Annotated in this window: 22 protein-coding genes; 7 read left to right on the forward strand and 15 right to left on the reverse strand. The window is 52.9% G+C overall.

The genetic code is table 11. From position 1 onward, the window contains the following. Window positions 1–64: 64 nt before the first annotated feature. Window positions 65–310 (reverse strand): DUF2545 family protein, encoded by a 246-nt coding sequence (locus F0Q32_RS07440; protein ID WP_149462525.1) that lies wholly within the window; start codon window positions 308–310, stop codon window positions 65–67. Between the two features lie 285 nt (window positions 311–595). Here F0Q32_RS07440 and F0Q32_RS07445 point away from each other — a divergent pair, with 285 nt between their 5' ends. Further along, window positions 596–1,729 (forward strand): alpha/beta fold hydrolase, encoded by a 1,134-nt coding sequence (locus tag F0Q32_RS07445; RefSeq protein ID WP_149462526.1) that lies wholly within the window; start codon window positions 596–598, stop codon window positions 1,727–1,729. Between the two features lie 33 nt (window positions 1,730–1,762). Here F0Q32_RS07445 and F0Q32_RS07450 read toward each other — a convergent pair whose 3' ends face one another. From F0Q32_RS07450 to F0Q32_RS07460, 3 genes are all read right to left on the reverse strand, one after another. Next, entirely contained in the window at window positions 1,763–2,728 is a 966-nt protein-coding gene (locus tag F0Q32_RS07450) for a TauD/TfdA family dioxygenase (RefSeq protein WP_149462527.1), read from the reverse strand. A 173-nt stretch (window positions 2,729–2,901) separates the two neighbouring features. Continuing rightward, the gene (locus F0Q32_RS07455; RefSeq protein ID WP_149462528.1) at window positions 2,902–3,333 is read right to left on the reverse strand and encodes an OsmC family protein; all 432 of its coding nucleotides are present in this window, start codon (window positions 3,331–3,333) and stop codon (window positions 2,902–2,904) included. A 47-nt stretch (window positions 3,334–3,380) separates the two neighbouring features. Continuing rightward, window positions 3,381–4,427 (reverse strand): NAD(P)-dependent alcohol dehydrogenase, encoded by a 1,047-nt coding sequence (locus tag F0Q32_RS07460; RefSeq protein ID WP_149462529.1) that lies wholly within the window; start codon window positions 4,425–4,427, stop codon window positions 3,381–3,383. Window positions 4,428–4,640: 213 nt separating this feature from the next. On the opposite strand from F0Q32_RS07460, the gene F0Q32_RS07465 reads away from it, so the two are divergent. The 3 genes from F0Q32_RS07465 to adhP all read left to right on the forward strand — a co-directional run bounded on the left by F0Q32_RS07465 (window position 4,641) and on the right by adhP (window position 9,660). Then, window positions 4,641–6,335 (forward strand): NAD-dependent malic enzyme, encoded by a 1,695-nt coding sequence (locus tag F0Q32_RS07465; protein ID WP_149462530.1) that lies wholly within the window; start codon window positions 4,641–4,643, stop codon window positions 6,333–6,335. Between the two features lie 388 nt (window positions 6,336–6,723). Next, a complete protein-coding gene (locus tag F0Q32_RS07470; RefSeq protein ID WP_149462531.1) occupies window positions 6,724–8,436 on the forward strand; it encodes an ABC-F family ATP-binding cassette domain-containing protein in 1,713 nt (570 codons plus the stop codon). Between the two features lie 213 nt (window positions 8,437–8,649). Next, complete coding sequence (gene adhP / locus F0Q32_RS07475) at window positions 8,650–9,660, forward strand: alcohol dehydrogenase AdhP (protein ID WP_149462532.1); 1,011 nt, start codon at window positions 8,650–8,652, stop codon at window positions 9,658–9,660. 14 nt (window positions 9,661–9,674) lie between these two features. Here the strand turns inward: adhP and araJ are convergent, their stop codons facing one another. Continuing rightward, window positions 9,675–10,850, reverse strand: coding sequence for an MFS transporter AraJ (gene araJ / locus F0Q32_RS07480; RefSeq protein ID WP_149462533.1), 1,176 nt, complete (start codon window positions 10,848–10,850; stop codon window positions 9,675–9,677). Window positions 10,851–10,981: 131 nt separating this feature from the next. Between araJ and F0Q32_RS07485 the strand changes: the two genes are divergently transcribed. Continuing rightward, window positions 10,982–11,275, forward strand: coding sequence for a hypothetical protein (locus tag F0Q32_RS07485; RefSeq protein ID WP_149462534.1), 294 nt, complete (start codon window positions 10,982–10,984; stop codon window positions 11,273–11,275). Beyond that, the gene (locus F0Q32_RS07490; protein ID WP_149462535.1) at window positions 11,275–11,598 is read left to right on the forward strand and encodes a CcdB family protein; all 324 of its coding nucleotides are present in this window, start codon (window positions 11,275–11,277) and stop codon (window positions 11,596–11,598) included. Before F0Q32_RS07485 ends, F0Q32_RS07490 begins: the two co-directional genes overlap by 1 nt. Window positions 11,599–11,652: 54 nt before the next feature. Here the strand turns inward: F0Q32_RS07490 and fdnI are convergent, their stop codons facing one another. Genes fdnI through fdnG form a run of 3 tightly spaced genes read right to left on the reverse strand, consistent with a single transcriptional unit; the run spans window position 11,653 to window position 16,244 of the window. Further along, window positions 11,653–12,306: a formate dehydrogenase-N subunit gamma gene (fdnI, locus tag F0Q32_RS07495; protein WP_149462536.1), complete on the reverse strand. Its 654-nt coding sequence runs from the start codon at window positions 12,304–12,306 to the stop codon at window positions 11,653–11,655. Beyond that, window positions 12,299–13,186: a formate dehydrogenase subunit beta gene (gene fdxH / locus F0Q32_RS07500; protein ID WP_108474287.1), complete on the reverse strand. Its 888-nt coding sequence runs from the start codon at window positions 13,184–13,186 to the stop codon at window positions 12,299–12,301. Before fdxH ends, fdnI begins: the two co-directional genes overlap by 8 nt. A 10-nt stretch (window positions 13,187–13,196) precedes the next feature. Further along, window positions 13,197–16,244 (reverse strand): formate dehydrogenase-N subunit alpha, encoded by a 3,048-nt coding sequence (gene fdnG / locus F0Q32_RS07505; RefSeq protein WP_149462537.1) that lies wholly within the window; start codon window positions 16,242–16,244, stop codon window positions 13,197–13,199. Between the two features lie 221 nt (window positions 16,245–16,465). Between fdnG and yddG the strand changes: the two genes are divergently transcribed. After that, a complete protein-coding gene (gene yddG, locus F0Q32_RS07510; RefSeq protein ID WP_149462538.1) occupies window positions 16,466–17,344 on the forward strand; it encodes an aromatic amino acid DMT transporter YddG in 879 nt (292 codons plus the stop codon). Here yddG and benD read toward each other — a convergent pair. From benD to F0Q32_RS07545, 7 genes are all read right to left on the reverse strand, one after another. After that, the gene (gene benD / locus F0Q32_RS07515; protein WP_149462539.1) at window positions 17,341–18,114 is read right to left on the reverse strand and encodes a benzoate diol dehydrogenase BenD; all 774 of its coding nucleotides are present in this window, start codon (window positions 18,112–18,114) and stop codon (window positions 17,341–17,343) included. The two genes, yddG and benD, sit on opposite strands and share 4 nt — an antisense overlap. Before the next feature lie 9 nt (window positions 18,115–18,123). Beyond that, a complete protein-coding gene (gene benC / locus F0Q32_RS07520; protein ID WP_149462540.1) occupies window positions 18,124–19,140 on the reverse strand; it encodes a benzoate 1,2-dioxygenase electron transfer component BenC in 1,017 nt (338 codons plus the stop codon). A 9-nt stretch (window positions 19,141–19,149) separates the two neighbouring features. After that, the gene (gene benB, locus F0Q32_RS07525) at window positions 19,150–19,635 is read right to left on the reverse strand and encodes a benzoate 1,2-dioxygenase small subunit (protein WP_149462541.1); all 486 of its coding nucleotides are present in this window, start codon (window positions 19,633–19,635) and stop codon (window positions 19,150–19,152) included. Next, on the reverse strand, window positions 19,622–21,016 hold the full coding sequence (locus F0Q32_RS07530; protein WP_149462542.1) for a Rieske 2Fe-2S domain-containing protein: 1,395 nt from the start codon (window positions 21,014–21,016) through the stop codon (window positions 19,622–19,624). The genes benB and F0Q32_RS07530 overlap by 14 nt, the downstream gene beginning before the upstream one ends. A 61-nt stretch (window positions 21,017–21,077) precedes the next feature. Continuing rightward, the gene (gene catA / locus F0Q32_RS07535) at window positions 21,078–22,007 is read right to left on the reverse strand and encodes a catechol 1,2-dioxygenase (RefSeq protein WP_149462543.1); all 930 of its coding nucleotides are present in this window, start codon (window positions 22,005–22,007) and stop codon (window positions 21,078–21,080) included. A 74-nt stretch (window positions 22,008–22,081) separates the two neighbouring features. Continuing rightward, the gene (catC, locus tag F0Q32_RS07540) at window positions 22,082–22,372 is read right to left on the reverse strand and encodes a muconolactone Delta-isomerase (RefSeq protein WP_015964357.1); all 291 of its coding nucleotides are present in this window, start codon (window positions 22,370–22,372) and stop codon (window positions 22,082–22,084) included. An 8-nt stretch (window positions 22,373–22,380) separates the two neighbouring features. Beyond that, the gene (locus F0Q32_RS07545) at window positions 22,381–23,499 is read right to left on the reverse strand and encodes a muconate cycloisomerase family protein (RefSeq protein ID WP_149462544.1); all 1,119 of its coding nucleotides are present in this window, start codon (window positions 23,497–23,499) and stop codon (window positions 22,381–22,383) included. Window positions 23,500–23,676 lie beyond the last annotated feature (177 nt).

The raw sequence follows: 23,676 nt of genomic DNA on the forward strand, positions 1-23,676 counted from the left end.
AGCGCTGGAGAGGTGACAAAACTGAAAAGAGACACACCCCACATTACTGCGGGATGTGTCGTGGCTATGCGGCTTTTACCGATTTCATCATTATCGTCATTATCAGGCCCGCAGCCGGTGACAACATCATATAGATGCCAGTGACCAGACCATGCCCTTGCGTCAGCCAGTCTGTAAAAACGTATATTCCATAAGCCATTAGTATCATACAGACGAGAGAGAGTACGCCTGATTTCACGCCCAGGACTGAGCCGTTGTAATAAGAAACAGAACCGATACTCACCAGGATAAACAACAATAAATATTGCATATAGCCTCCTGCCCGTTTTTACCGATACTTGTTACTTGAGGTTGCCTGCCTGGTCTCATTATCACATTGACAACAATCAATTTTTAATCCGTTATCAAAAAGACACCACACAATTAATCAATGCTTACAATGAGAATAGTCACTCCAGTGACATTTTTAATAACCTTGCCAATTTTATTTTTATTATTAAAGAAATCAGGCTTTTCTGATTAACGTTACCAGTTAGGTTCCCGTTCAGGCCAGTTCCACTACACTGGGGGCATCGTATATAAGGAATGAAAAACCATGCACTACCTGAAATCAAAACGCATCCTGACAACGACGTCCGCGTTATTTTTACTGGCGCTGTCACCAGTCACGGCGTTGGCCGCTGATAACCTTGAAACAACGCGTGTGCTGGCGAAAGAAAATGGCCTTAATGAAGCCGCACAACAATATTTGATTCACTACGCTTCAGTCAGCGGCGTTGACGGCAAAACCTCGCGGCAAGATACCGCCGCTGTCTTTCTCCCCTATGGCAAAACCCCGGAAGGCGGTTGGCCTGTTGTCGTTTGGGCGCACGGTACCGTGGGTGTGGCAAATGACTGTGCGCCTTCACTCAACGTCCGTACCGATCGGGATAAACAGTATCTGAATACCTGGCTTTCGCTCGGTTACGCCGTGGTGGCGCCAGACTATGCAGGTTTAGGCTCTGCTGGCTTGCATCACTATCTTAATGCGCGTGGAGAAGCCTGGAGTATTCTGGATGGCGTACGGGCGGCGATGAAAACATACCCGCTACGCAATGAGTTAATTCTGGTAGGTCAATCTCAGGGCGCGCACGCTGCGTTTGCGACAGCAGGTTATCAGCCGCAGTATGCGCCAGAACTGAATATCCGCGCGACGGTCCTGACGGGTACCCCCTATTTTGACAAAAACACCACGGCTGCCGATATTTTGCCACCCGTAAATGGCGCGACGCAGGCCAAGGGTGATCCCAAAATACCGTATATTTTCTATATCTATCTTTCTGCTGCCGACATTAATGGCAAACTTAATGCGACCGACTATTTCCAGGATACCGCTCTGCCGTATCTGGAAAAAGCCCAAAAGCTTTGTATTAACCCGCTTACACAGCAGACGATGGAGGCGAATCTGAACGCCGCCACGACGCTGAAACCTGCGGTAGAATCGCTGTTGAGCAGCAGTATCGGCAGTATGCTTTACCCTACGCTCAAAATTTCCCATCCGGTATTTATCGGCATTGGCAGCAATGACATCAACGTACCAACCGCGATGCAGCTTCGTTTTGCCGACGCGGTGAAACGTGCCGGTACGCAAGCGGAGGTTCATCTCTATGAGGGGCTTGACCATAGCGGAACGGTAAATCCGTCCCTGCGTGATTCCATTCCTTTCATCCTGCATACCACCGCGAAATAAATGCAGGCAGGGAGAGATCCCTGCCTGCTCGTCTTATGACGCAGCCTCTTTCGTGCGTGGATCCGTGTTTGCGGCAACCTGCTGCGGATCGGTTTGCCCGCGCGCAATCGTTCGGCTGCGGGTACCATCGACGCCCACCGCCGTTTCTCCTTCAACCGTAACTCGACGCACCACACGCGGTTGACTGCCGTAATCGTTCACCGCGTAATGTTGCGTGCTGCGGTTATCCCAGATAACCACATCATCCTGCTGCCACTGCCAGCGAACGGTATTATCAAGGCGAGTCACCCGATTTTGCAGCAGCTCAAACAGACTGGCGGACTCACGGCTGCTGAATCCAACCAGGCGTTTGAAGAAATGCCCAAGGAGCAGACACTTCTCGCCGCTAACCGGATGAACATGCACCACGGGATGCTCAGCTTCCCACACGGATGAAACAAACACATTTTTGTGATGATTCAGGCGGGTTGATTCAACCACCACCCGTTCTGCGCCGTAGTCATAATCATTACTGTGCACCGCACGCAGTGAAGCCGCAAACCGCTTAAGCTCATCCGGAAGTTGTTCATAGGCCCGTGCCGTATTCGCCCACACGGTATCGCCACCATACGCAGGGATCGTCACGCCGCGCAAAATAGAAATTTTTGGAAAAGCATCAACGAAGGTGACATCCGTGTGCCAGGAGTCTGCTCGTCCTCCGCCTTTAGAGGCATCCAGCTCAAACAGCTGAGTGCCGGTCGGTGCTGGCACGGTGGGATGCGCCACAATGCGACCAAAACGCGCGCCAAATGCCTGATGAGCGTCATCGGTAAGATGCGGCTGTTGACGGAAAAACAGCACTTTATATTTCACCAGCGCAGCGTTCAGCTGTCTAAACGTTGCATCGTCCAGATCGGCTGAGAGTGCAATATCACGCACTTCAGCACCAATGTGTCCGGCCACACGTCGCAGGTTGAGTAAAGGAAATTCACTGTCGGTAAGAGGATATTCTGTCGCCATCGGTTTTTCCTTAAGAGTCAGCAGGAATTTCACTCTAAAGGGAATAAAGCCCATGACAAATGCCTTCTCAGGCTAACGATATGAAGGCAAGGTGAATAAGTTAAGATAATTATTGCAATTAACGTGACATTGTCACAACAAGGTGTGGGCAGCGTGACGCTGCCCTGTGAAGGTTAGTTATCCAATTGATAATCGAGTGTAATTTCTGCTTTTAACACCTGGGAAACCGGACAGCCTGCTTTTGCTTTCTGAATGATTTCATCGAATTTCGCGCTATCGATACCCGGCAAAACAATCTTACTTTGCAGCGCCACTTTGGTGATAGCGAAACCGCCATCGACTTTGTCCAGCGACACATCGGCAACGGTATCAATCGAAGTCGGGGCATGTCCGGCCTCAGTCAGCATCAAGGAAAGCGCCATAGAGAAGCAGGCCGAATGCGCAGCGGCAATCAGTTCTTCCGGGTTAGTCCCCTTCGCACCTTCAAAACGCGTATTGAAACCGTAGGGTTGCTGTTCGAGTGCGCCGCTCTCTGTCGAGACGGTGCCTTTCCCACGTTTAAGATCGCCTTCCCAGTGTGCCTGACCTTTCTTATGGATTGTCATATATCACTCCTTTTTGCTTACGGAACTAATAAGTGTAGTACATCTTTTCAGTGTGTTAACGACGCCATATCGATAACAAAGCGGTATTTCACATCGCTTTTGAGCATGCGCTCGAACGCTTCATTGATAGTATCGATGGTGATCACTTCAACATCGGCGGTAATACCATGCAGAGCACAAAAATCGAGCATCTCCTGCGTTTCTGCGATACCACCAATACAGGAACCAGCAACTGAGCGGCGTCCCAGAATCAGCGGAACCGTATAGAAATCAGCGATATTGCCCAACAGGCCGACGAAGACCAGGGTGCCATCCAGCGTTAAGGTGGGAACGTAGGCGTTAATATCATGGGCATAGGGAACCGTATCGATGATCAGATCGAACTGGTTTTGTACCTCTTTCATTTGCGCATCATCCGTGGAGAGCACCACATGATGTGCGCCCAGCCGCCGTGCATCCGCCTCTTTTCCGGAGGAACGGGTAAAGAGCGTAACTTCTGCCCCCAGCGCATTGGCTAACTTCAGCGCCATATGTCCCAGACCGCCCAGACCGATGACGGCAACTTTGCTGTTCTCATTGATGTTCCAGCGACGTAGCGGCGACCAGGTGGTTATCCCGGCGCATAACAGCGGCGCAGCGCCTTTCAGGTCAATGTTTTCCGGCAGATGCAGGACAAAATCTTCGCTGGCAACAATCGTTTGTGAGTAGCCGCCCAGGGTTAACGAACCATCGTGGCGGTCTATGCCATTGTAGGTCTGAATATTGCCTTCTTCGCAATACTGCTCCAGGCCCTGCTGGCAAGGGTGGCAAACGCGGCAGGAATCGACCATACAGCCAATCGCTGCCAGCTCACCCGGTTTAAATTTTGTGACGTTGTCACCTATCGCCACGACCCGGCCAACAATTTCGTGACCGGGCACAATCGGATAACGGCTAAACCCCCAGTCATCCCGTGCCTGATGGAGATCAGAGTGACACACGCCACAGTAAAGTATGTCGATCACCACATCGTCGGGCCGGGGTTCGCGGCGGTCAAAGGTAAAGGGGGCGAGCGGCGCGGCGGGATTCTGAGCAGCATAACCTAGTACTTTCATCGTCTTACCTCACAGAGGGTGATCAACGTCACAGATACGTTTCAGCTTAGTTGATTCTCAGCAGAACGCGACACTCACCGCACGAAGCGTCAACCTGCCCTCAACTTCCCGGCAATTTTGCCCCACGTTAGTTAACAGTTGTTTTATAATCCCCGGCACTGCAGTTTCTGCCAGACTTCCCATGGCCTGGCGTGATGACGATGGAGTAATACGATGTCACAAGGTAAAACGAACCGTTCTCTGTATATCCCGTACGCCGGCCCGGTGCTGTTGGAGTTTCCGTTGCTGAATAAAGGCAGTGCCTTCAGCAAGGAAGAACGCAGCAATTTCAACCTGCTCGGCCTGCTGCCTGAAGTGGTCGAAACGATTGAAGAGCAGGCAGAGCGCGCCTGGATCCAGTATCAGGGGTTCAAAACAGAGATCGACAAACACATCTACCTGCGCAACATTCAGGACACCAATGAAACGCTCTTCTACCGTTTGGTGGAAAACCATCTTGATGAAATGATGCCGGTCATCTATACCCCGACTGTCGGCGCGGCTTGTGAGCGTTTCTCTGAGATCTATCGTCGCTCACGCGGGGTGTTTATCTCCTATCAGAACCGTCACAACATGGATGACATTCTGCAAAACGTCCCTAACCACAATATCAAAGTGATTGTTGTCACCGACGGCGAGCGAATTCTTGGCCTCGGCGACCAGGGTATCGGCGGCATGGGCATTCCCATTGGTAAGCTTTCGCTCTATACCGCCTGTGGCGGTATTAGCCCGGCATATACCCTTCCGGTGGTGCTGGATGTCGGTACCAACAATCAACAATTGCTGAACGATCCGTTGTACATGGGCTGGCGTAACCCGCGTATTACCGACGACGATTATTATCAGTTTGTCGATGATTTCATTCAGGCGGTGAAACAGCGCTGGCCAAACGTGTTGCTGCAATTCGAAGATTTTGCGCAGAAAAACGCAATGCCGCTGCTCAACCGCTATCGCGATGAAATTTGCTCATTTAACGACGATATTCAGGGCACCGCCGCCGTTACCGTCGGTACGCTAATTGCCGCCAGCCGCGCGGCGGGAAGCCAGCTTAGCGATCAGAAAATCGTCTTCCTGGGGGCCGGTTCCGCCGGTTGCGGTATTGCCGAACAAATTATTGCTCAACTTCAGCGTGAAGGCCTCAGCGAAGAACAGGCGCGAGCGCGTGTGTTCATGGTGGACCGTTTTGGCTTACTGACCGATCAGATGCCAAACCTGCTCTCCTTCCAGACCAAACTGGTGCAAAAGCGCAGTATCCTGCAAACCTGGGATACGAATAACGAAGTGCTGTCATTGCTCGACGTCGTACGTAATGTGAAACCGGACATTCTGATTGGCGTTTCCGGGCAAACGGGGCTGTTTACGGAAGAGATTATCCGTGAAATGCACAAACACTGCCCGCGCCCGATTGTCATGCCACTCTCCAACCCGACCTCGCGTGTGGAAGCCACGCCGCAGGATATTATCGCCTGGACCGAAGGCAATGCGTTGGTCGCCACCGGCAGCCCGTTCAGCCCGGTAGTATGGAAAGATAAGGTTTACCCGATTGCCCAGTGCAACAACTCCTATATCTTCCCTGGCATTGGGCTTGGCGTAATCGCCTCTGGCGCAACGCGGATTACCGATGAAATGCTGATGTCCGCCAGTGAAACACTGGCGAAGCACTCCCCGTTGGCCAATACCGGTGAAGGTTTGGTGTTACCGGAATTGAAAGACATTCATCAGGTATCACGGGATATCGCTTTTGCAGTCGGGAAAATGGCTCAGCAACAGGGCGTTGCCGTGAAAACCTCTGCCGACGCGCTCCAGCAGGCCATCAACGAAAACTTCTGGTTGCCGGAATATCGTAGCTACCGCCGGACATCAATCTAATCCTCAGGTGGGCTTCGGCCCACCTTTTCTGCCAGACCCTGAATAGGCACTGAACTTCATGTACGGTTATTAAAAGGAATAATATGTATGTTGTAACTAATGGTTATTTCTCCACCAGCTAGTTGGCAGATCGCTATAATCCCCGCTACACTGCCTTCACCTATTCATACTGACAATAAAAGGAGGCTAATTATGCTGTACTGTGAAATTTTTAATGTTTCACATACCCTTGGTGATCGCACCAGCTCAAGCATTACCGATATCGTGCTGCGATAACGGAGGCTTGAGCGAAGACTCTCACCCCAATCCCTTCCCTCGGGCTTACCAGGTTATCGTCAGCGATGTTTGACGAGGCGTAATTACGCCTGTAATTCTTGGGTAAGCAACTATGAGTACATTACTCACTGCACAATCATTACGTGTTGATACGGCGTTTGCTACGCTTTTCGACGGCCTCTCCTTTACCCTAAAACAGGGTGACCGTATTGGGCTGCTTGGCGATAACGGCAGTGGCAAAAGTACGCTACTGAAAGTTCTGGATGGCACATCACAACCCACCTCCGGCAATGTCGCCATCGCAAATCGCTGCCTGATGGCTCGCGTTGAACAACATCTTCCCGAAGCGGTTTATGCCCTATCACTGCTGGAAGCCGTACTTGTCGGGCTCCCCGCCCACGCCCGTGATGCTCAACGCTGGCGCGGCGAAAGCTTGCTGGCAGAGATGGGCTTTAGTGCGCAGGAAACAACATTCACCAGCGCTACGCTGAGCGGCGGACAACACACACGTTTGATGCTGGCGCGCGCGTTAATCCATCAACCCGATTTACTGCTACTGGATGAACCCAGTAACCATCTTGATCTGCCCACGCTGCTGTGGCTGGAACAATTTCTGTTGCGCTGGGCGGGGAGTTTTATCCTTGTCTCGCATGACCGACAGTTGCTCGATACCGTCACCAATGGCAGCTGGATTTTGCGCGATAAAACGCTGCACTGCTTCGCCCTTCCCTGTAGTCAGGCCCGGCTTGCCCTGGCGGCTAAAGATGAAAGCGATATTCTGCGGCGTAAAGCGGAACAAAAAGAGATAGAACGGGTAACAGCAAGCGCTAAACGGCTGGCGACATGGGGCCGGGTCTACGATAACGAGGGGCTGGCGCAAAAAGCGAAACAGATGGAAAAACAGGTTGCCCGGCTTAAGGAGAGCCAGACGGCAGTGACAGACGGCAATCCCTGGACGTTAACGCTGCGGGGCGATGCGCTTGCGGCAAATCGACTGCTGGACGTTGAGAATCTGTCGATTTCTCCCGACGTCGGATTGCCGCCGCTGTTCCACATTCAGGCCGCGAGACTGAAAAGTGGCGACAGAGTTGCTCTCGTCGGCCATAACGGTTGTGGGAAATCCTCTCTGTTACGAACCCTCTGGCAACACGTATTATCTGGCCGCAGCAACGATGCGCTAAAACTGCATCCGCGCGTGACCGTCGGCTATTACGACCAGACTCTGCATCAGTTGCCCGATAATGCCACGCTGTTTGACGCACTTGATGCCTTTGCGCCGGATCCGGAAACACGCAAAAAAGCGCTATTACGGGCGGGTTTTCCGTGGCTGCGTCATGGGCAACGGGTGCACACGCTCAGCGGCGGCGAGCGTGCAAGGCTACTATTTGTCGGACTCACCCTTGCCCGCTACCACCTGTTAATGCTCGATGAGCCCACGAACCATCTGGATATCGAAGGGAAAATCGCGCTGGCAGAAACGCTACAGCAATTTCAGGGCGGAGTATTATTGGTCAGTCATGACAGACAACTGATTACCGCCTGCTGCAATCGTTTCTGGCTGGTTGAAAACGGCTACCTCAGCGAATGGCATGATGCTGATGAGATGTTTACACGAATCAGGGAAAAGCACGATTCAGTGAGTGCCCTAAGCCCTCCGGCTGACACACCGCAACCTCAGCCAGACGATGCTGACGCGCTGCTGGAACGGCTCATCGCGCTGGAATCGTGGTTAGCCGCCGATCTTGCCCGCAAAGCCAAACATCAGAAACCACAACTGCAACAGGCCTGGCGCCAGGAAATTGCGGTAATTCAATCTAAACTGTAAGCACACGCCTGGCAGGTCCCCTGCCAGGCTCATCTCCCCAGGTCAAATACACATTAGGCGTATTGAAGGAACATTTTGTTCTGAATAGATAATTCTTAATAAGAATTATTACATTAGGTGTCTGAGCTATTGCAACTGAAGCAGAAAAACATTAATCCTTATGGAGTAATCACATGATTACTCTGCAGAAATTCATCATAAAAGGAGAAATACATGAAGGCTGCTGTCGTCACAAAAGATCATCAGGTTGATGTCACCGAACGTACACTGCGTCCGCTAAAACATGGTGAAGCGCTTCTGAAGATGGAATGCTGCGGCGTTTGCCACACCGATCTCCACGTTAAAAATGGCGATTTTGGTGACAAAACCGGCGTGATTCTGGGCCATGAAGGTATCGGGATTGTGAAAGAAGTTGGCCCGGGGGTGACCTCGCTGAAACCCGGCGATCGCGCAAGCGTCGCGTGGTTCTTCCAGGGATGTGGACACTGTGAATACTGTAACAGCGGTAATGAAACTCTGTGTCGTGAGGTAATTAACGCCGGTTACACCGCTGACGGTGGTATGGCGGAAGAGTGCATCGTCACCGCCGACTACTCCGTCAAAGTGCCTGACGGTCTGGAATCCGCCGCGGCCAGCAGCATTACCTGTGCGGGCGTAACGACCTATAAAGCCGTAAAAATTTCCGGCATTAAACCGGGCCAGTGGATCGCTATCTACGGTCTGGGCGGTCTGGGCAACCTGGCGCTGCAATATGCGAAAAACGTCTTTAACGCCAAAGTTATCGCGCTTGACGTCAATGATGAACAGCTGAAACTGGCTGAAAGCATGGGCGCAGACTTAGTCATCAACTCCCGTAGCCCGGATGCCGCAAAACTGGTGCAGGAAAAAACCGGCGGCGCGCATGCAGCAGTGGTTACCGCTGTCGCCAAAGCGGCGTTCAACTCCGCAGTTGACGCCGTTCGTGCCGGTGGCCGCGTGGTAGCTGTTGGTCTGCCGCCGGAAGCGATGAGCCTGGATATCCCGCGCCTGGTGTTGGACGGTATTCAGGTTGTAGGGTCGCTGGTCGGTACGCGTCAGGATCTGACCGAGGCCTTCCAGTTTGCGGCTGAAGGGAAAGTGGTACCTAAAGTCGCCTCTCGCCCGCTGGAAGATATCAACGCTATCTTCAAAGAGATGGAACAAGGCCAAATCCGTGGCCGTATGGTGATTGATTTCCGTAAGTAAGCGGGATGCTCCCTCTATGCAGAGGGAGCAATAACGCGCGCGTGACGACGATTCTTCACATAGCCATACGCCAGCAGCGCCGACATCGCCGAGAACGAAAGCAACGCCGCCGGTAAAGTCACATAGTTGTAGGCAAAACCCAGCGTCAGCATCATGCCACCGCAATACGCCCCCACAGCGCTACCGAGGTTAAAGGCCATTTGGCCACCTGCGGCGCCAAGCATCTCCCCGCCCTTCGCATTTTGCAGCAGCAGGATCTGCAACGGTGCAGAAAGTGCGAATAACCCTGCACAGCAAATGAACGCCAGCCCCAGCGCCGCACCTTTAACATCGGCAAACAGAAACAACATCACTAACGAAAGCACAATAATGCCATCGGTGGTGGCGGCGATGCGTAGCGGGCTAAAGCGTGCGGATAATTTCCCGCTGATGATATTTCCCAATACCATCCCAAGCCCCACAAACATCATGATGAAGGTCATAAAGGTTTCTGTGAAGCCGGTGACATACAGCATGTAGGGTTTGATATAGCTAAACCAGGCAAAGACGCCCGCGTTGCCAAACAGGGTGGCAAGGAAGATTAACCATGGCTCTGGCGCTTTGAGGAAACGGAACTGCTCGCTGAGGCGCGCGTTGGATTTATCAAACAGATCGGGCACCCAAAAGATAATCGATACAATAACGATGACATCAAACGCAGCGATCAGCAGAAACGTATAGCGCCAGCTAAAGGCATGACCGAGCCAGGTACCAATCGGAATGCCCAATAAATTCGCGACCGTCATACCAGAGACCATTCCGGCTACCGCCATCGTAACCTTACCCGGCGGCGCGATTTTCGACAAAATGATCGCCCCAACGCCGAAAAAGGCGCCATGTGGAAAACCGGAGACCAGCCTGCCGAGGGCCAGCATGGTGTAAGAAGACGAAAAGGTGAAAATCGCGTTGCCCAGCACGCACAGTGCGGCCAGGAATAGCAGAATATGCTTGAGAGAAAAGCGACTGGAGAACAGTGCAATAATCGGCGCGCCAATCACCACGCCAAAGGCATAGAACGAGATCATGTGCCCGGCGGAAGGAATCGAGATCTGTGTATCACGCGCCAGATCCGTCAGCACGCCCATAATGCCGAACTCCGCCATTCCCAGGCCAAAAGTGCCAAGCGCTAACGAAAAAACCGTCTTTTTCATACCACAACCACTTGTTAATTATTTGCGGCAGACATTATTGAACATTCATCCGGCGCAAACCAGCGCAAAATCCCCGCTGACGCGATTGTCCATATATTCAGTTTTTGAATTAATATACCGGTGCAAATGTAATGCGTTGCTATATTGTGGAAGCCGCTACGCAAATTAATAAACTCACGGTGAAAGGCACTTGCCTTTTAAATGAGGGAAACGATAATCAGCGCATTAACGATAAGGAGACAGAAATGAAAATTTCAGCGACGAAAAAAAATGAACGCTCTTACCTTACGCCCCCTGGTAACCGCCCCGTTCGTAGCATTACTGCACGCCAACGACAGCAGGATAAGGAATTCATGAAAGCTATGAATGATCTTATAGAAAAGTATGGCACGTTAACTGACGATGATTTTTTTAAGGTTATCTAATGGCTGAACAATTTGACGTATACAGAAACCCATCACCATTAACCAATAAGTTATGGCCCTATTATATGGTTGTGCAAAATGATTATTACGAAGACTTAGCGACACGAGTCATTATGCCACTGGCTAAAAATTATTTATTGCCGAAATGGCAACGTTCCGTCGTTCCGAAAGTAAATCTTGAATTTGAAACTTTGGTGCTGTGCGCACCGATGCTGACCAGTATCAAAACAAAATCGATGGCCCCGACAGACTACATCTGCAATCTGCGCAACGCCCGGAACAACGTTATCCACGCCATCGACTCGCTCATCACCAACACCTGAATGCAAAAATCCCCCGCACCTTGCAGCACGGGGGAGCGTATTCACGTCAGGCCCTTACAGCCCTTCGTTAGTCTCTTTTTTCGCTTCCATGCGCTCGACATCACGATACCAGCGCGGGTGATGCTTCTTCGCCCAGCGGCGGCTCACCTTGCCTTCAATCATGCCCTTAATCGATCCTTTCACCCAGAAAGCCATATACATATGGATAAGGATGGCGTGAATCAAAATAATGGCTGATGTGGCGTGCAACAGCAGGCTGTAACGCACGACCTGAATCGGGAAATAGTGCGCAAAGTACGGACGCCAGATAATAATCCCGGTCACCAAAAGCACAAAAATCATGCTCATGATCGTCCAGAACATCATTTTCTGCCCGGCGTTATATTTGCCGACGCGCGCTACTTTGTGCTCGTTACCCTTCAGAACTTCAACAATCCCTTTCACCCAGGGAATGTCTTCTTTGTCCGGAATGTTGTGATGCACAAAACGGAAGAACATCAGCATCAGCAGCACGAAGATCAGTACGCCGAAGAACGGGTGCAGAATACGACCCATTTGCGGTGTACCGAACGTTTCCGTAAGCCATTGCAGCGTCGGGAAGAAGAATGAAATCCCCGACAGCGACACCAGGAAGAAGGCAATCACCACCGTCCAGTGACAGGCGCGGTCAATAAATTTGGTGCGCACAATCATTTTCGACTTATTCATGGCTGTCATCCTCTTCGTCGTCATCTACTTCTTTATTCGGGCCAATACCAATGTAGTGATAAATCAGCCCGGCGAAGGTGGCGATGAACCCGGCGGCGGAGAGCGGCTTCAGCGCCCCTTTCCACAGGTTGATGCTGGTGTCGATACTCGGATCTTTTGGTAGCTTATGATACAGCTCCGGCTGATCCGCATGATGCAGAACATACATCACGTGCGTACCGCCCACGCCCTGCGGGTTATAGATGCCTGCATTAGCGTAGCCGCGCGCTTTTAGCTTATCGACACGTTCCTGAGCCACATCCAGCATCTCTTTCTTGGTGCCGAAGTGAATCGCCCCGGTCGGACAGGTTTTCACACACGCCGGCTCCTGGCCCACGCTGACGCGGTCCACGCACAGGGTGCATTTGTATACCCGGTTATCCTCTTTATTGAGGCGCGGAATATTAAACGGACACCCGGCGATGCAGTAGCCGCAGCCAATGCAGTTATCCTGCTGGAAGTCGACGATCCCGTTCGCGTACTGGATGATTGCGCCGGCAGACGGGCATGCCTTCAGGCAGCCCGGATCTTCACAGTGCATGCAGCCATCTTTACGAATCAGCCACTCCAGTTTGCCGTTCTGTTCGGTCTCGCTAAAACGCATCACCGTCCAGGATTTGGCGCTTAAATCTGCCGGGTTATCGTACACACCCACGCAGTGGCCTACGTCATCGCGAATATCATTCCACTCTGAGCACGCCACCTGGCAGGCTTTACAGCCCACGCAGGAGGAAACATCAATCAGCTTTGCTACTTCCTCTTTATAATCCCGCGCACGCGGCGCGGGCGTTATCGGGTTCGTCGCAGAGCGTTTGATAATATCCTGAGATTGCATATCCATCGTTCGCTCCTTAAGCCTTCTCGATGTTCACCAGAAACGCCTTATATTCCGGCGTTTGCGAGTTCGAATCGCCGACATTAGGCGTCAGGGTGTTAGCGATATAGCCTTTACGGGCCACGCCTTCATAACCCCAGTGCAGCGGGATCCCAATTGTTTCCACCTGTTGTCCATGAACGTTGAGGGTTTGCAGACGACGCGTTACCACCGCCACGGCGCGGATAAAGCCGCGCTTACTGCTGACGGTCACGCGATCGCCATTGGCGATACCTTTGGCTTTCGCCAGGTTTTCGCTGATTTCAACAAACTGTTCCGGCTGCGCAATGGCGTTCAGGCGCGCATGCTTGGTCCAGGTATGGAAATGCTCGGTCAGGCGATAGGTTGTCCCCACATACGGGAACTTATCCTTTTTACCCATCCGCAGTGCATCGTCTTCGTACAGTCGAACCACCGGGCTCGAAATCACGTTCGGGTGCAGCGGGTTGGTGCCCAGTGGCGTTTCCATCGGCTCGTAGTGTTCCGGGAACGGACCTTCCGCCAGCTTATCGATAGCAAACAGACGGCCCATCCCTTCCGGCTGCATGATAAATGGCCCGGTATCGCTACCTGGTGCGGCGGTGTTGAAGTCCGGAATATCGTTCCCGACCCATTTCGCGCCATTCCATTTAATCAGCATCCGTTTTGGATCCCACGGTTTACCCTGCGGATCGGCAGATGCGCGGTTGTACAGCACACGGCGGTTCAGCGGCCACGCCCATGCCCAGCCGAGGGTATTCCCCAGACCCGATGGATCGGCGTTATCGCGATTCGCCATCTGGTTACCCTGCTCTGTCCAGCTACCGGTGTAAATCCAGCAAGACGACGCCGTAGTGCCATCGTCACGCAGCAGCGCGAAGCTGTTGAGCAACTGACCTTTTTTCGCCACCAGCACGCCGTTTGCATCATAGAGATCTTCCAGCGCGTAGCCGTTGTTCTCTTTCGCCACTTCTTCTGATTCCGGGCGGTCCGGCTGCTTATAGTTCCAGCTCATTTTCAGCAGCGGTTCAGTACCTTTGCCCCCTTCAGTGCGATACATCTCGCGCAGACGATGGTAGATACCAGCCAGAATTTCGCCGTCGTTCAGCGCTTCACCCGGCGGCTCTGCGCCTTTCCAGTGCCATTGCAGCCAGCGGCCAGAGTTGGCAATCGAGCCATCCTCTTCCGCAAAGCAGGTTGATGGCAGACGGAAGACTTCAGTCTGAATCGTTGACGGATCAACGTCGTTCGATTCGCCGTGGTTTTGCCAGAACGTCGAGGTTTCGGTGACTAACGGATCGATAACCACCATGTATTTCAACTTACTCAGTGCGCGGACGGTTTTGTTTTTGTCCGGGAAGCTGGCGACCGGGTTAAAGCCCTGGCAGATATAGCCATTCACTTTACCGTGGTCCATCATGTTGAAATATTTAATCACGTCATAGGCCTGGTCCCACTTCGGCAACCAGTTAAAGCCCCAGCCGTTTTCTTTCTGCGCGGCATCGCCGTAGAACGCTTTCATCAGGCTGACGTAGAACTTCGGATAGTTGCCCCAGTAGTTCACCTGGTCTGCGCGCGTGGCTTTCGGCGTATTGGCCGTCAGGTACGTTTGCAGGTCAGTCTGTTTATCCGACGGCAGCGTCAGATAACCCGGCAGGCTGGTAGAAAGCAGGCCGAGATCGGTCAGACCCTGGATATTGGAGTGACCGCGCAGGGCATTCACGCCGCCGCCTGCCATCCCCATATTGCCGAGCAGCAACTGAATCATCGCCATGGTACGAATGTTCTGCGCACCCACGGTGTGCTGTGTCCAGCCCAGCGCATACAGGAACGTGGTCGTCCGGTCAGCCGCACTGGTAGAAGCCAGCACTTCACACACTTTCAGGAAGTCCGCTTTCGGCGTACCGCAGATGTTTTCAACTACATCCGGCGTATAGCGGGAAACGTGATGCTTCAGCAGATTCCAGACACAGCGAGGATGCGTCAGCGTGTCGTCGCGTTTGGCATAGCCGTTTTCATCGAACTGATAGTTCCAGGACGTTTTATCGTACTGGCGCTTCGTTTCGTCATAGCCGCTGAACAGGCCGTCTTCGAAGCCAAAATCATCCCGCACCAGCAGGCTGGCGTTGGTGTAGCTCTTAACGTATTCGGCGTTAATTTTGTTGTTTTCGATCAGATACAGCAGTACGCCAGACAGGAACGTAATGTCCGTACCGGAACGAATTGGCGCGTAGATATCCGCCACCGAGGCGGTACGCGTAAAGCGTGGATCGACGACGATAAGCGTCGCATCGTTATTGTTTTTGGCTTCCATCGCCCAGCGGAAACCCACCGGATGCGCTTCAGCGGCGTTGCCGCCCATCACCATCACAACGTTGGCGTTTTTGATATCAACCCAGTGGTTGGTCATCGCACCGCGACCAAATGTTGGAGCAAGACTTGCTACCGTTGGTCCGTGTCAGACGCGCGCCTGGTTGTCTACCGCCAGCATGCCAAGAGAACGCACAAACTTCTGCGTCAGCATACCGGTCTCATTACTTGCCGCCGATGCGCAGAGCATCCCGGTCGACAGCCAACGGTTTACTGCCACGCCTTGATCGTTTTTCTCGATAAAGTTGGCGTCGCGGTCCGCTTTCATCAGCTTCGCGATACGTTCAAACGCTTCGTTCCAGCTGATGCGCTGCCATTTGTTGGAGCCTGGCGCACGGTATTCCGGGTAACGCAGGCGGTTTTCACTGTGGATGTAATCCAGCAGGCCCGCCCCTTTCGGGCATAACGCCCCGCGGCTGACCGGATGATCCGGGTCACCTTCAATATGATAAATGGCTTCGCGGGTATTTTTCGCCCCATCGCCCAGGCTATACATTAATAGCCCACAACCCACAGAGCAGTAAGTACAGGTATTACGGACTTCTTTGGCTTTCAGCAGTTTGAAATTACGTGCCTGAGCCAGCGCCATTTTAGGCATAAAGCCCAGCGCCGCTGCCGTTGTACCCGCCATACCGCCCGCGCAGATTTTAAAAAATTTCCTGCGGCTGACGTCCATTGCTTTCCTCGTTATTGGAATGTAACGTAGGCAGGCAAATTAACAGCTATACCCCTGCGTTTTTTGCGTCAAATCAAACTCAAATAGATCTGCCCCCTTAATAGTCAGGGTCATTGATTTTCATTAACTCTTTAGTAGTACGTTCCCCGGAAATTATTCTCCGTCAACGGGTAAAAAGTGCTATAAACGAGGTTTGCTCAATTTAAGCACCTCAATTTGTGATGAATAAAAAGAAAGCAACGCTTATTGGCCTGGTGGCCATTCTGTTATGGAGCACCATGGTGGGGCTGATTCGCGGCGTCAGCGAAGGTCTTGGCCCGGTAGGCGGCGCGGCAATGATCTACACCCTGAGCGGTTTGCTACTGATGTTGACCGTCGGCTTCCCCGATCTTCGCCAGTTTTCGCGCCGTTATCTGCTGGCGGGATGCGTGCTGTTTGTGAGCTATGAAATATGTCTGGCGCTGTCGCTCGGTTTTGCCGGTACGCGCCAGCAGGCCATTGAAGTGGGGATGGTCAATTATTTGTGGCCAAGCCTGACGATTCTGTTCGCCATTATTTTCAACGGCCAGAAGAGTAACTTCTTAATTATTCCCGGCCTGGGATTATCACTGTTAGGTGTCAGTTGGGTACTGGGTGGCGATCGCGGGCTAAATATTGATGAAATTATCAGCAACGTTATTTCCAGTCCGCTAAGCTATATTCTCGCCTTTACCGGGGCTTTCATCTGGGCGGCTTACTGCACGGTGACAGCAAAATATGCCAAGGGCAAAAATGGCATCACGCTGTTTATCCTGCTGACCGCCGTTACGCTGTGGATAAAGTTTTTGTTTAGCACGCAGCCAGACATGGCCTTCAGCCTGCCAGTGGTGATTAAGCTTGGGATGTGCGCCATCGCGCTGGGCTTTGGCTATGCGGCGTGGAACATCGGGATCCTGCATGGTAACGTCAGCCTGCTGGCAACGGCTTCGTATCTGACGCCAGTGCTTTCCGCTGCGCTGGCGGCACTGTTACTGAGCGAATCGCTTTCCTGGGCATTCTGGCAAGGGGCCTGCATGGTTTGCGCAGGCTCCCTGCTCTGCTGGTACGCGACCCGGCGTTAACCGAGGTCGCCACCTGCGACGGGCAATACCACGCCAGTGATGTAGCTGGCTTCATCACTGGCGAGGAACAGAATGGCATGCGCCTGCTCATCCAGCGTGCCGTAACGGTGCAGTAAACTACTTTGCACCGTTTGATCCACCACCTGTTGATACCACGCTTTTTCCTGCTCGTTTGGTTGCTCCGTGTTGCGCGGCGTTAAACGCGCCGGGGCTTCTGTCCCGCCAGGGGCAACGGCATTAATGCGAATGCCAGCCTCGCTATATTCCATCGCAATGGAGCGCGTCAGGGCATTAACGCCGCCTTTTGCAGCCGAATACGGCACGCGATTCACCCCGCCGGTCGCCACTGAAGAGATATTGACGATGCTGCCTTTGCCCTGCGCCAGCATATACGGTAGCACCGCACGGCACCCCCACAGCGTCGGGAAAAGCGATCGGCGCACTTCCGCTTCAATTTGCGCGGGTTGATACTCGGCGAAGGGGCGTGCCCAGATGGTACCGCCGACATTGTTCACCAGCACATCAATCCGGCCAAAATGCGCGACGCCGGCGGCAAATACCTGTTCCGTACTTTCCCACTGTTCAAGATCCGCTTCCAGCGCCAGCACGTGGTGCCCGGTAGTAGACAATTCTGCCGCCAGTTCATGAACGTATTGCGAGCGGTCGATAAGCAGCAGCGCCGCGCCCTGTTCTGCCGCCAGCTCCGCCGTGCGGCGGCCGATACCCTGCGCCGCACCGGTAATCGCCATCACTTTATTGCTAAATCGCATGATTGCTCCTTATGCCGCCGCGCTCTGGCTGGCGATAAATTTCTCATACCAGAATCCCGCCGGGTTAACGCCCAGTGCCTGCAACGTAGAGGTGACGGCGTTCACCATCGGCGGCGGCCCGCAGAGGTAAATATCAACATCGCCCTCGTTGAGCATTTTGCTGGTAAAGTGTTCAGTCACGTAGCCTTTTTGCGGGCAGGCGCTTTCGCTGGCAGCCACCACCGGCAGCCAGCTAAAGCCCGGTAACTGCGCGGCGAAACTGTCGAGCAAGTCGCCCAGCACCAGGTCGTCGTCGCCATTCACGCCGTAAAGCAGGGTTATGTCTCGCGCGCTTTGCTGCTGCACCAGGGTATGCAGCATCGCCAGCATCGGCGCCAGCCCGGTGCCGCCCGCCAGCATCAGCAGCGGGCGTTCGCCGTTACGTAGATAAAAACTGCCCATCGGCCCGGTCAGGTTTAGTGGCGCACCTGCCACCGCTTTATGACTTAACCACTGGCTCATCAGGCCACCCGGCACGTTACGAATCAGGAAACGGCCTTCGTTACAGCCCGGTAATGAGCTAAAGGAATAAGCACGTACCTGCGGCGAACCCGGCACCTGAATATTGATGTACTGGCCTGGCAGGAAGTTCAGGTTTTCGGTAGTTTCCACCACCAGTTCAATGGCGCTGGCAGACAGTGCTGTGACGCGTTTCACCGTGGCATTAAACGAGGCGATCCCCGTTTTACACGCTGCCGACGCGACGGGCACATCGAGCACACAATCGCTGTCCGGGATCATCTGACAGGTCAGCACCTGACGCGCCTGCGCTTCGTTTTCATCCAGCGCCTCTTCCAGATAATCCTCGCCCAGCGAATAGTTGCCGCTTGGACAATGACACTTACAGGTGCCGCACACACCGTCGGAACAATCCATCGGCAGATTAACTTTCTGGCGATACGCGGCGTCGAGCACCTTCTCCCCGGCGTTACATTGAATAAATCGGGTGACGCCGTCTTCAAAATTGAGCGCTATGGTATAGCTCATAAGCACCTCTTAAATATGGTAAACATCGATAACCTGACGGATGTAATCGTTATTAAGTTGTACGGTTTTGCGCACAATTTGTGGCTGACCGTCGCCCGCCACCAGCGTGCAGAAAGTGGTGCCGAAATAACAATCCGTTTGCTGATAGCGGTGGCTGTAAGTTACCCAGTTGTAGCGCACATCTACGCCCTGATCGCTCTGGCCGAGGATCTCAATATTGCTGATCATATGGGTGGTGCGCGGCTCCGGCGTACTGGCGCCAGAACGCTCAGTTTTGATGCGGTAAACCCTGTCTTCCAGCCCCTCGCGGTTCGGATAGTAAATCAGTGAAATTTCACGCTGCGGGTCGGTGGTCAGCTTGTCATCATCGCCCCAGGCGGGCATCCAGTAGACCACTTTTGGGCTGTAGCAGGCGATCCACTCATCCCATTGACGGTCGTCCAGCAGCCTGGCCTCGTGATACAAAAATTGTTTTACCTGATCACACGTCAGCATCGGCCACCTCCACACGCTGGGTAATTGACGCATCGTAGCGCTGCTGTTCTTTCTCCAGCGCGGCCAGCATCACCGTTTGCCAGTGATGATGATGAGCGATATACAGCGCCTCATCTTCCGATTTCACGCCGCTTAAAATGGGTTTGAAACCTGACTCGCTGGCGTGCTCATCGGGGCCATCAACCCAGTGCAGCGCACCGCGGCTGAGGTCGCTCCAGGCCAGATTTTCCCCCAGATACCCGCGCTGGCAGGCGCTGAACTCTTCGAGGTCGTCCGGTGTGCCCATGCCGCTGACGTTGAAAAAATCTTCGTACTGACGAATACGCAGCGCACGGGCCTGATCCGGCTCGCCTTTCGGGCCGAAACACCAGATAGTGACTTCTGTTTTATCGACGGAAATGGGCCGAATCACGCGGATCTGCGTGGAGAACTGATCCATCAAATAAACATTCGGGTAAATACAGAGATTGCGCGTTTCGTTGACCATCTGCCCGGCACGGTTGTCACCGAATTCTGCTTTAAGACGCTCGTAATGCGCAAAGACCGGACGCACTTCCGGGTTCAGGGCGCGCGTCCACAGCAGCATATGGCCGTTTTCAAAGCCGTAACCACCGCCTACGCTTTTCGACCAGCCGTTCGCATCCACCGCGTGCGTCCCTTCCGCTTCGTAATTTCGGCGTGACATGGTAGAGGCATAGTTCCAGTGCACGACGCTCACGTGATAACCGTCGGCACCGTTTTCAGCGCCCAGTTTCCAGTTGCCTTCGTACACATAGCTTGAAGAGCCTTTCAGCACTTCCAGGCCTTCCGGGGCCTGGTCAACGATCAAGTCGATAATTTTCAGCGTTTCGCCCATGTAATCGGCCAGCGGTTGTACATCGTCACTCAGGCTGCCAAACAGGAATCCGCGATACGACTCAAAACGCGGCAGTTTTTTCAGGTCGTGCGAACCTTCATGTTTGAACGTCTCCGGATAACCGCCGGTACTCTCATCTTTCGCTTTCAGCAGCTTGCCGTTATTGCTGAAAGTCCAGCCGTGGAACGGACAGGTGAAGGAGCTCTTGTTACCTGTTTTACGGCGGCACAGCATCGCGCCACGGTGAGCGCAGCTGTTGATCATCGCATGCAGCTCGTTTTTCTTGTCGCGGGTAATAATCACCGGCTGGCGGCCCAGCGTTAAAGTGTAATAATCACCCGGCTCCGGGATCTGGCTTTCATGCGCCAAAAATACCCATTTACCTTCAAAGATATGTTTCATTTCAAAATCGAACAAAGCCTGGTCGGTAAATATAGACCGATGGCAGCGATAAATATGATTTTCACGATCGACAATCAGTGCATTGCTGATTTTATTTTTTAGCGATGTCAGTGTTTTTTGCATAACGGTTTCTCCCGTAATTGCAAGGATAAAAATAGTGCAGGTGAACAGCGAGCGTTAAATATTATTCTTTTGCACGCGAGCGAGTAATTCGACCTTCTTCATCGGCAGATAACGCTTTGCAGATTGTAAAATCAAAGCGGATTTCCGTATGTGGGCCTTCGAGGTCACGCTCGCGAATTTTCTGTTCATCATTAACTTTAATCGGGTCAGCAATTAAGCCATCGCGCGTGGCGAAAGCAAAGTCATCCCACAAATATTCATCACCGTTAAAGTTAATCTGGCTGGTTAAATGTTTATGACCCGGTGCGGAAACAAAGAAATGAATATGCGCAGGGCGGTTGCCGTGGCGACCTAACAGATCCAGCAATTTTTGGGTTGGGCCATCTGGCGGGCAGCCATAGCCTGAAGGCATGATGGTACGCACGCTGTAGCGCCCGTCCGCGCCAGTTTGAATACGACGGCGCAGGTTGTATTCGCTCTGACTCTGATCGAAGAAGGAATAGTTGCCCAGCGTATTGGCGTGCCAGATATCAACAATGGCATTCGCAACCGGCTGGCCTTTGGTGTCGGTGACCACGCCGTGTAGCCACAGAGTTTCACCGGGATCTTTACCATCGTCCATTCGGTCATATCCCTGCGCCAGCGGTGCGTTAGCCACATACAGCGGGCCTTCAATGGTACGTGGCGTGCCGCCAGTTTCACGCTGCTGCGCGGCATCAATGGCGTCCTGGCGTAAATCGAGGAAATGCTCCAGACCCAGGCCCGCCGCTAATAATGCCGCTTCCTGACGACCGCCCAGTTCATGCAGATAATTAATGGCGTGCCAGAACTCTTCCTGGGTGACATTGTAGTCATCAATTAAACCACAAATATTTTCCAGCAGACGGTGGGTAATTGCCTTAAAACGTTCATTGCCCTCAGGGGAATTTAAACCGGCACTTTCACGTAATAAAGCCTGTACTTCGTCTTGTTGTACGAATGAGTTAGTCATATTGTTATCTCACTTGTTATTGCTTGCAGGGTAAAGAGAATGCCGGGGAATTACCCCGACATGAGGTTATAATTTTATTTATCGTCGTCGCGAATGGATGAAGGATGACGACACAGTGCATCAACCTGAATATCCATAAATGGATATAGCGGTAAACCCATTAAAATTTGATGCAATTCATCAGCATCCTGTACATCGAAAATACTGACGTTGGAATATAAACCGGCTACGCGCCAGATGTGTCGCCATTTGCCATCACGCTGTAATTGCTGCGAGTAGGCTTTTTCTTTTTTCTTAATTTCATCCGCCTGCTCTACCGGAAAGTCCAGCGGAATATTAACGGTCATTTCAACTTTAAATAACATGCTCTACCTCATCCTTTACGCGTATAAAAACGCAATTTATCTTCATCCAGTTCAATGCCCAACCCAGGCGTCTGCGGCAGCGTAACGTGCCCATCGGCAAAGGTCAGCGGTACGCTGATGACGTCGTCTTTTAGCAGCAGTGGGCCAAACATTTCGCTACCCCAGGCCAGCGGAAGCGTTGACCAGGCATGCAGCGACGCCACCGTCCCGACGCTGCCTTCCAGCATCGTTCCGCCATACAAACCAATGCCCGCCGCCTGGGCCACGTGCGCCAGCTTAAGGACGCTTTGCGGTCCGCCCGCTTTGGCAATTTTCAGCGCATAAGCCCCGGTAAAACCCTGCTGCGCCAGCTGATAGCCGTCGAAATGCGTGGACACCGCTTCGTCGGCCAGAATCGCCGTCTCGATGGTCTGGCTTAAACGTACCAGCGCGGCGTTATCGCGCGCTGAAACCGGCTGTTCAATCAGGTCAACGCCCATCGCCGCCAGCTCACGGCAGCCTTTCGCCCCGGTTGTCGCATCCCAGGCCTGGTTTACATCGACGCGAATACTGGCGCGATCGCCCAGTGCATCAACAATCGCCGCAGTATGTTTAAGATCGGTCGCCAGCTCACGCGCCCCGATTTTCAGCTTAAACGCCTGATGACGACGTGAAGCCAGCAGGTTTTCCCCTTCAGCAATGTCTTTTGCCGTATCACCGCTCGCCAGCGTCCACAGCACCGGAATAGACGTTTGCAATGCGCCGCCCAGCAGCGCCGACACCGGTACGCCCAGTGATTTACCCTGCGCATCCAGCAGCGCGGTTTCTATCGCTGATTTGGCAAAGGTATTGCCCTTGACGCTCTTTTCAATGCGATAGAGCAGCGCCTGCAAATTGTCCGCTGGCTGCCCCTGTAATAAGGGGGCAAGGTAGCCATCAATAGTGAGTTTGATCGCCTCCGGGCTCTCTACGCCGTAGCTCAGCCCACCAATGGTGGTCGCTTCACCTATCCCGGTAATGCCGTCTGATCGGGTAATGCGAATGATCACCAGCGTCTGGCAGCCCATGGTGGTCATCGATAATTTGTGCGGGCGAATAGTCGGAACATCCACCAGCCAGCTTCCAATATGTTCAATCGTGGCGCTCATCTCTCTTCCTTTTACTTCTTATTGTTTTGGTCTAATCCCCACAGGGTGGCGATAACCTTGCTTTTGACAATAGATTTTCATAACAGGGGTGGTCAACGACGATAATCGAAATGTTGTGCGATTATCGACACGTTTGTTATAAGGCAGTTAATAATGTGATCTTCGTGGGATATTGGG

Origin of the sequence: Pseudocitrobacter sp. 73, assembly GCF_008369545.1 — a bacterium.
In the GTDB taxonomy this organism is placed as follows: domain Bacteria; phylum Pseudomonadota; class Gammaproteobacteria; order Enterobacterales; family Enterobacteriaceae; genus Pseudocitrobacter; species Pseudocitrobacter vendiensis.

Bases quoted from the DNA above. Each gene is read 5' to 3' on its own strand.
- F0Q32_RS07440 (WP_149462525.1), bottom strand. From the start codon at position 310: ATGCAATATTTATTGTTGTTTATCCTGGTGAGTATCGGTTCTGTTTCT.
- F0Q32_RS07445 (WP_149462526.1), top strand. From the start codon at position 596: ATGCACTACCTGAAATCAAAACGCATCCTGACAACGACGTCCGCGTTA.
- F0Q32_RS07450 (WP_149462527.1), bottom strand. From the start codon at position 2,728: ATGGCGACAGAATATCCTCTTACCGACAGTGAATTTCCTTTACTCAAC.
- F0Q32_RS07455 (WP_149462528.1), bottom strand. From the start codon at position 3,333: ATGACAATCCATAAGAAAGGTCAGGCACACTGGGAAGGCGATCTTAAA.
- F0Q32_RS07460 (WP_149462529.1), bottom strand. From the start codon at position 4,427: ATGAAAGTACTAGGTTATGCTGCTCAGAATCCCGCCGCGCCGCTCGCC.
- F0Q32_RS07465 (WP_149462530.1), top strand. From the start codon at position 4,641: ATGTCACAAGGTAAAACGAACCGTTCTCTGTATATCCCGTACGCCGGC.
- F0Q32_RS07470 (WP_149462531.1), top strand. From the start codon at position 6,724: ATGAGTACATTACTCACTGCACAATCATTACGTGTTGATACGGCGTTT.
- adhP (WP_149462532.1), top strand. From the start codon at position 8,650: ATGAAGGCTGCTGTCGTCACAAAAGATCATCAGGTTGATGTCACCGAA.
- araJ (WP_149462533.1), bottom strand. From the start codon at position 10,850: ATGAAAAAGACGGTTTTTTCGTTAGCGCTTGGCACTTTTGGCCTGGGA.
- F0Q32_RS07485 (WP_149462534.1), top strand. From the start codon at position 10,982: ATGCGTTGCTATATTGTGGAAGCCGCTACGCAAATTAATAAACTCACG.
- F0Q32_RS07490 (WP_149462535.1), top strand. From the start codon at position 11,275: ATGGCTGAACAATTTGACGTATACAGAAACCCATCACCATTAACCAAT.
- fdnI (WP_149462536.1), bottom strand. From the start codon at position 12,306: ATGAATAAGTCGAAAATGATTGTGCGCACCAAATTTATTGACCGCGCC.
- fdxH (WP_108474287.1), bottom strand. From the start codon at position 13,186: ATGGATATGCAATCTCAGGATATTATCAAACGCTCTGCGACGAACCCG.
- yddG (WP_149462538.1), top strand. From the start codon at position 16,466: ATGAATAAAAAGAAAGCAACGCTTATTGGCCTGGTGGCCATTCTGTTA.
- benD (WP_149462539.1), bottom strand. From the start codon at position 18,114: ATGCGATTTAGCAATAAAGTGATGGCGATTACCGGTGCGGCGCAGGGT.
- benC (WP_149462540.1), bottom strand. From the start codon at position 19,140: ATGAGCTATACCATAGCGCTCAATTTTGAAGACGGCGTCACCCGATTT.
- benB (WP_149462541.1), bottom strand. From the start codon at position 19,635: ATGCTGACGTGTGATCAGGTAAAACAATTTTTGTATCACGAGGCCAGG.
- F0Q32_RS07530 (WP_149462542.1), bottom strand. From the start codon at position 21,016: ATGCAAAAAACACTGACATCGCTAAAAAATAAAATCAGCAATGCACTG.
- catA (WP_149462543.1), bottom strand. From the start codon at position 22,007: ATGACTAACTCATTCGTACAACAAGACGAAGTACAGGCTTTATTACGT.
- catC (WP_015964357.1), bottom strand. From the start codon at position 22,372: ATGTTATTTAAAGTTGAAATGACCGTTAATATTCCGCTGGACTTTCCG.
- F0Q32_RS07545 (WP_149462544.1), bottom strand. From the start codon at position 23,499: ATGAGCGCCACGATTGAACATATTGGAAGCTGGCTGGTGGATGTTCCG.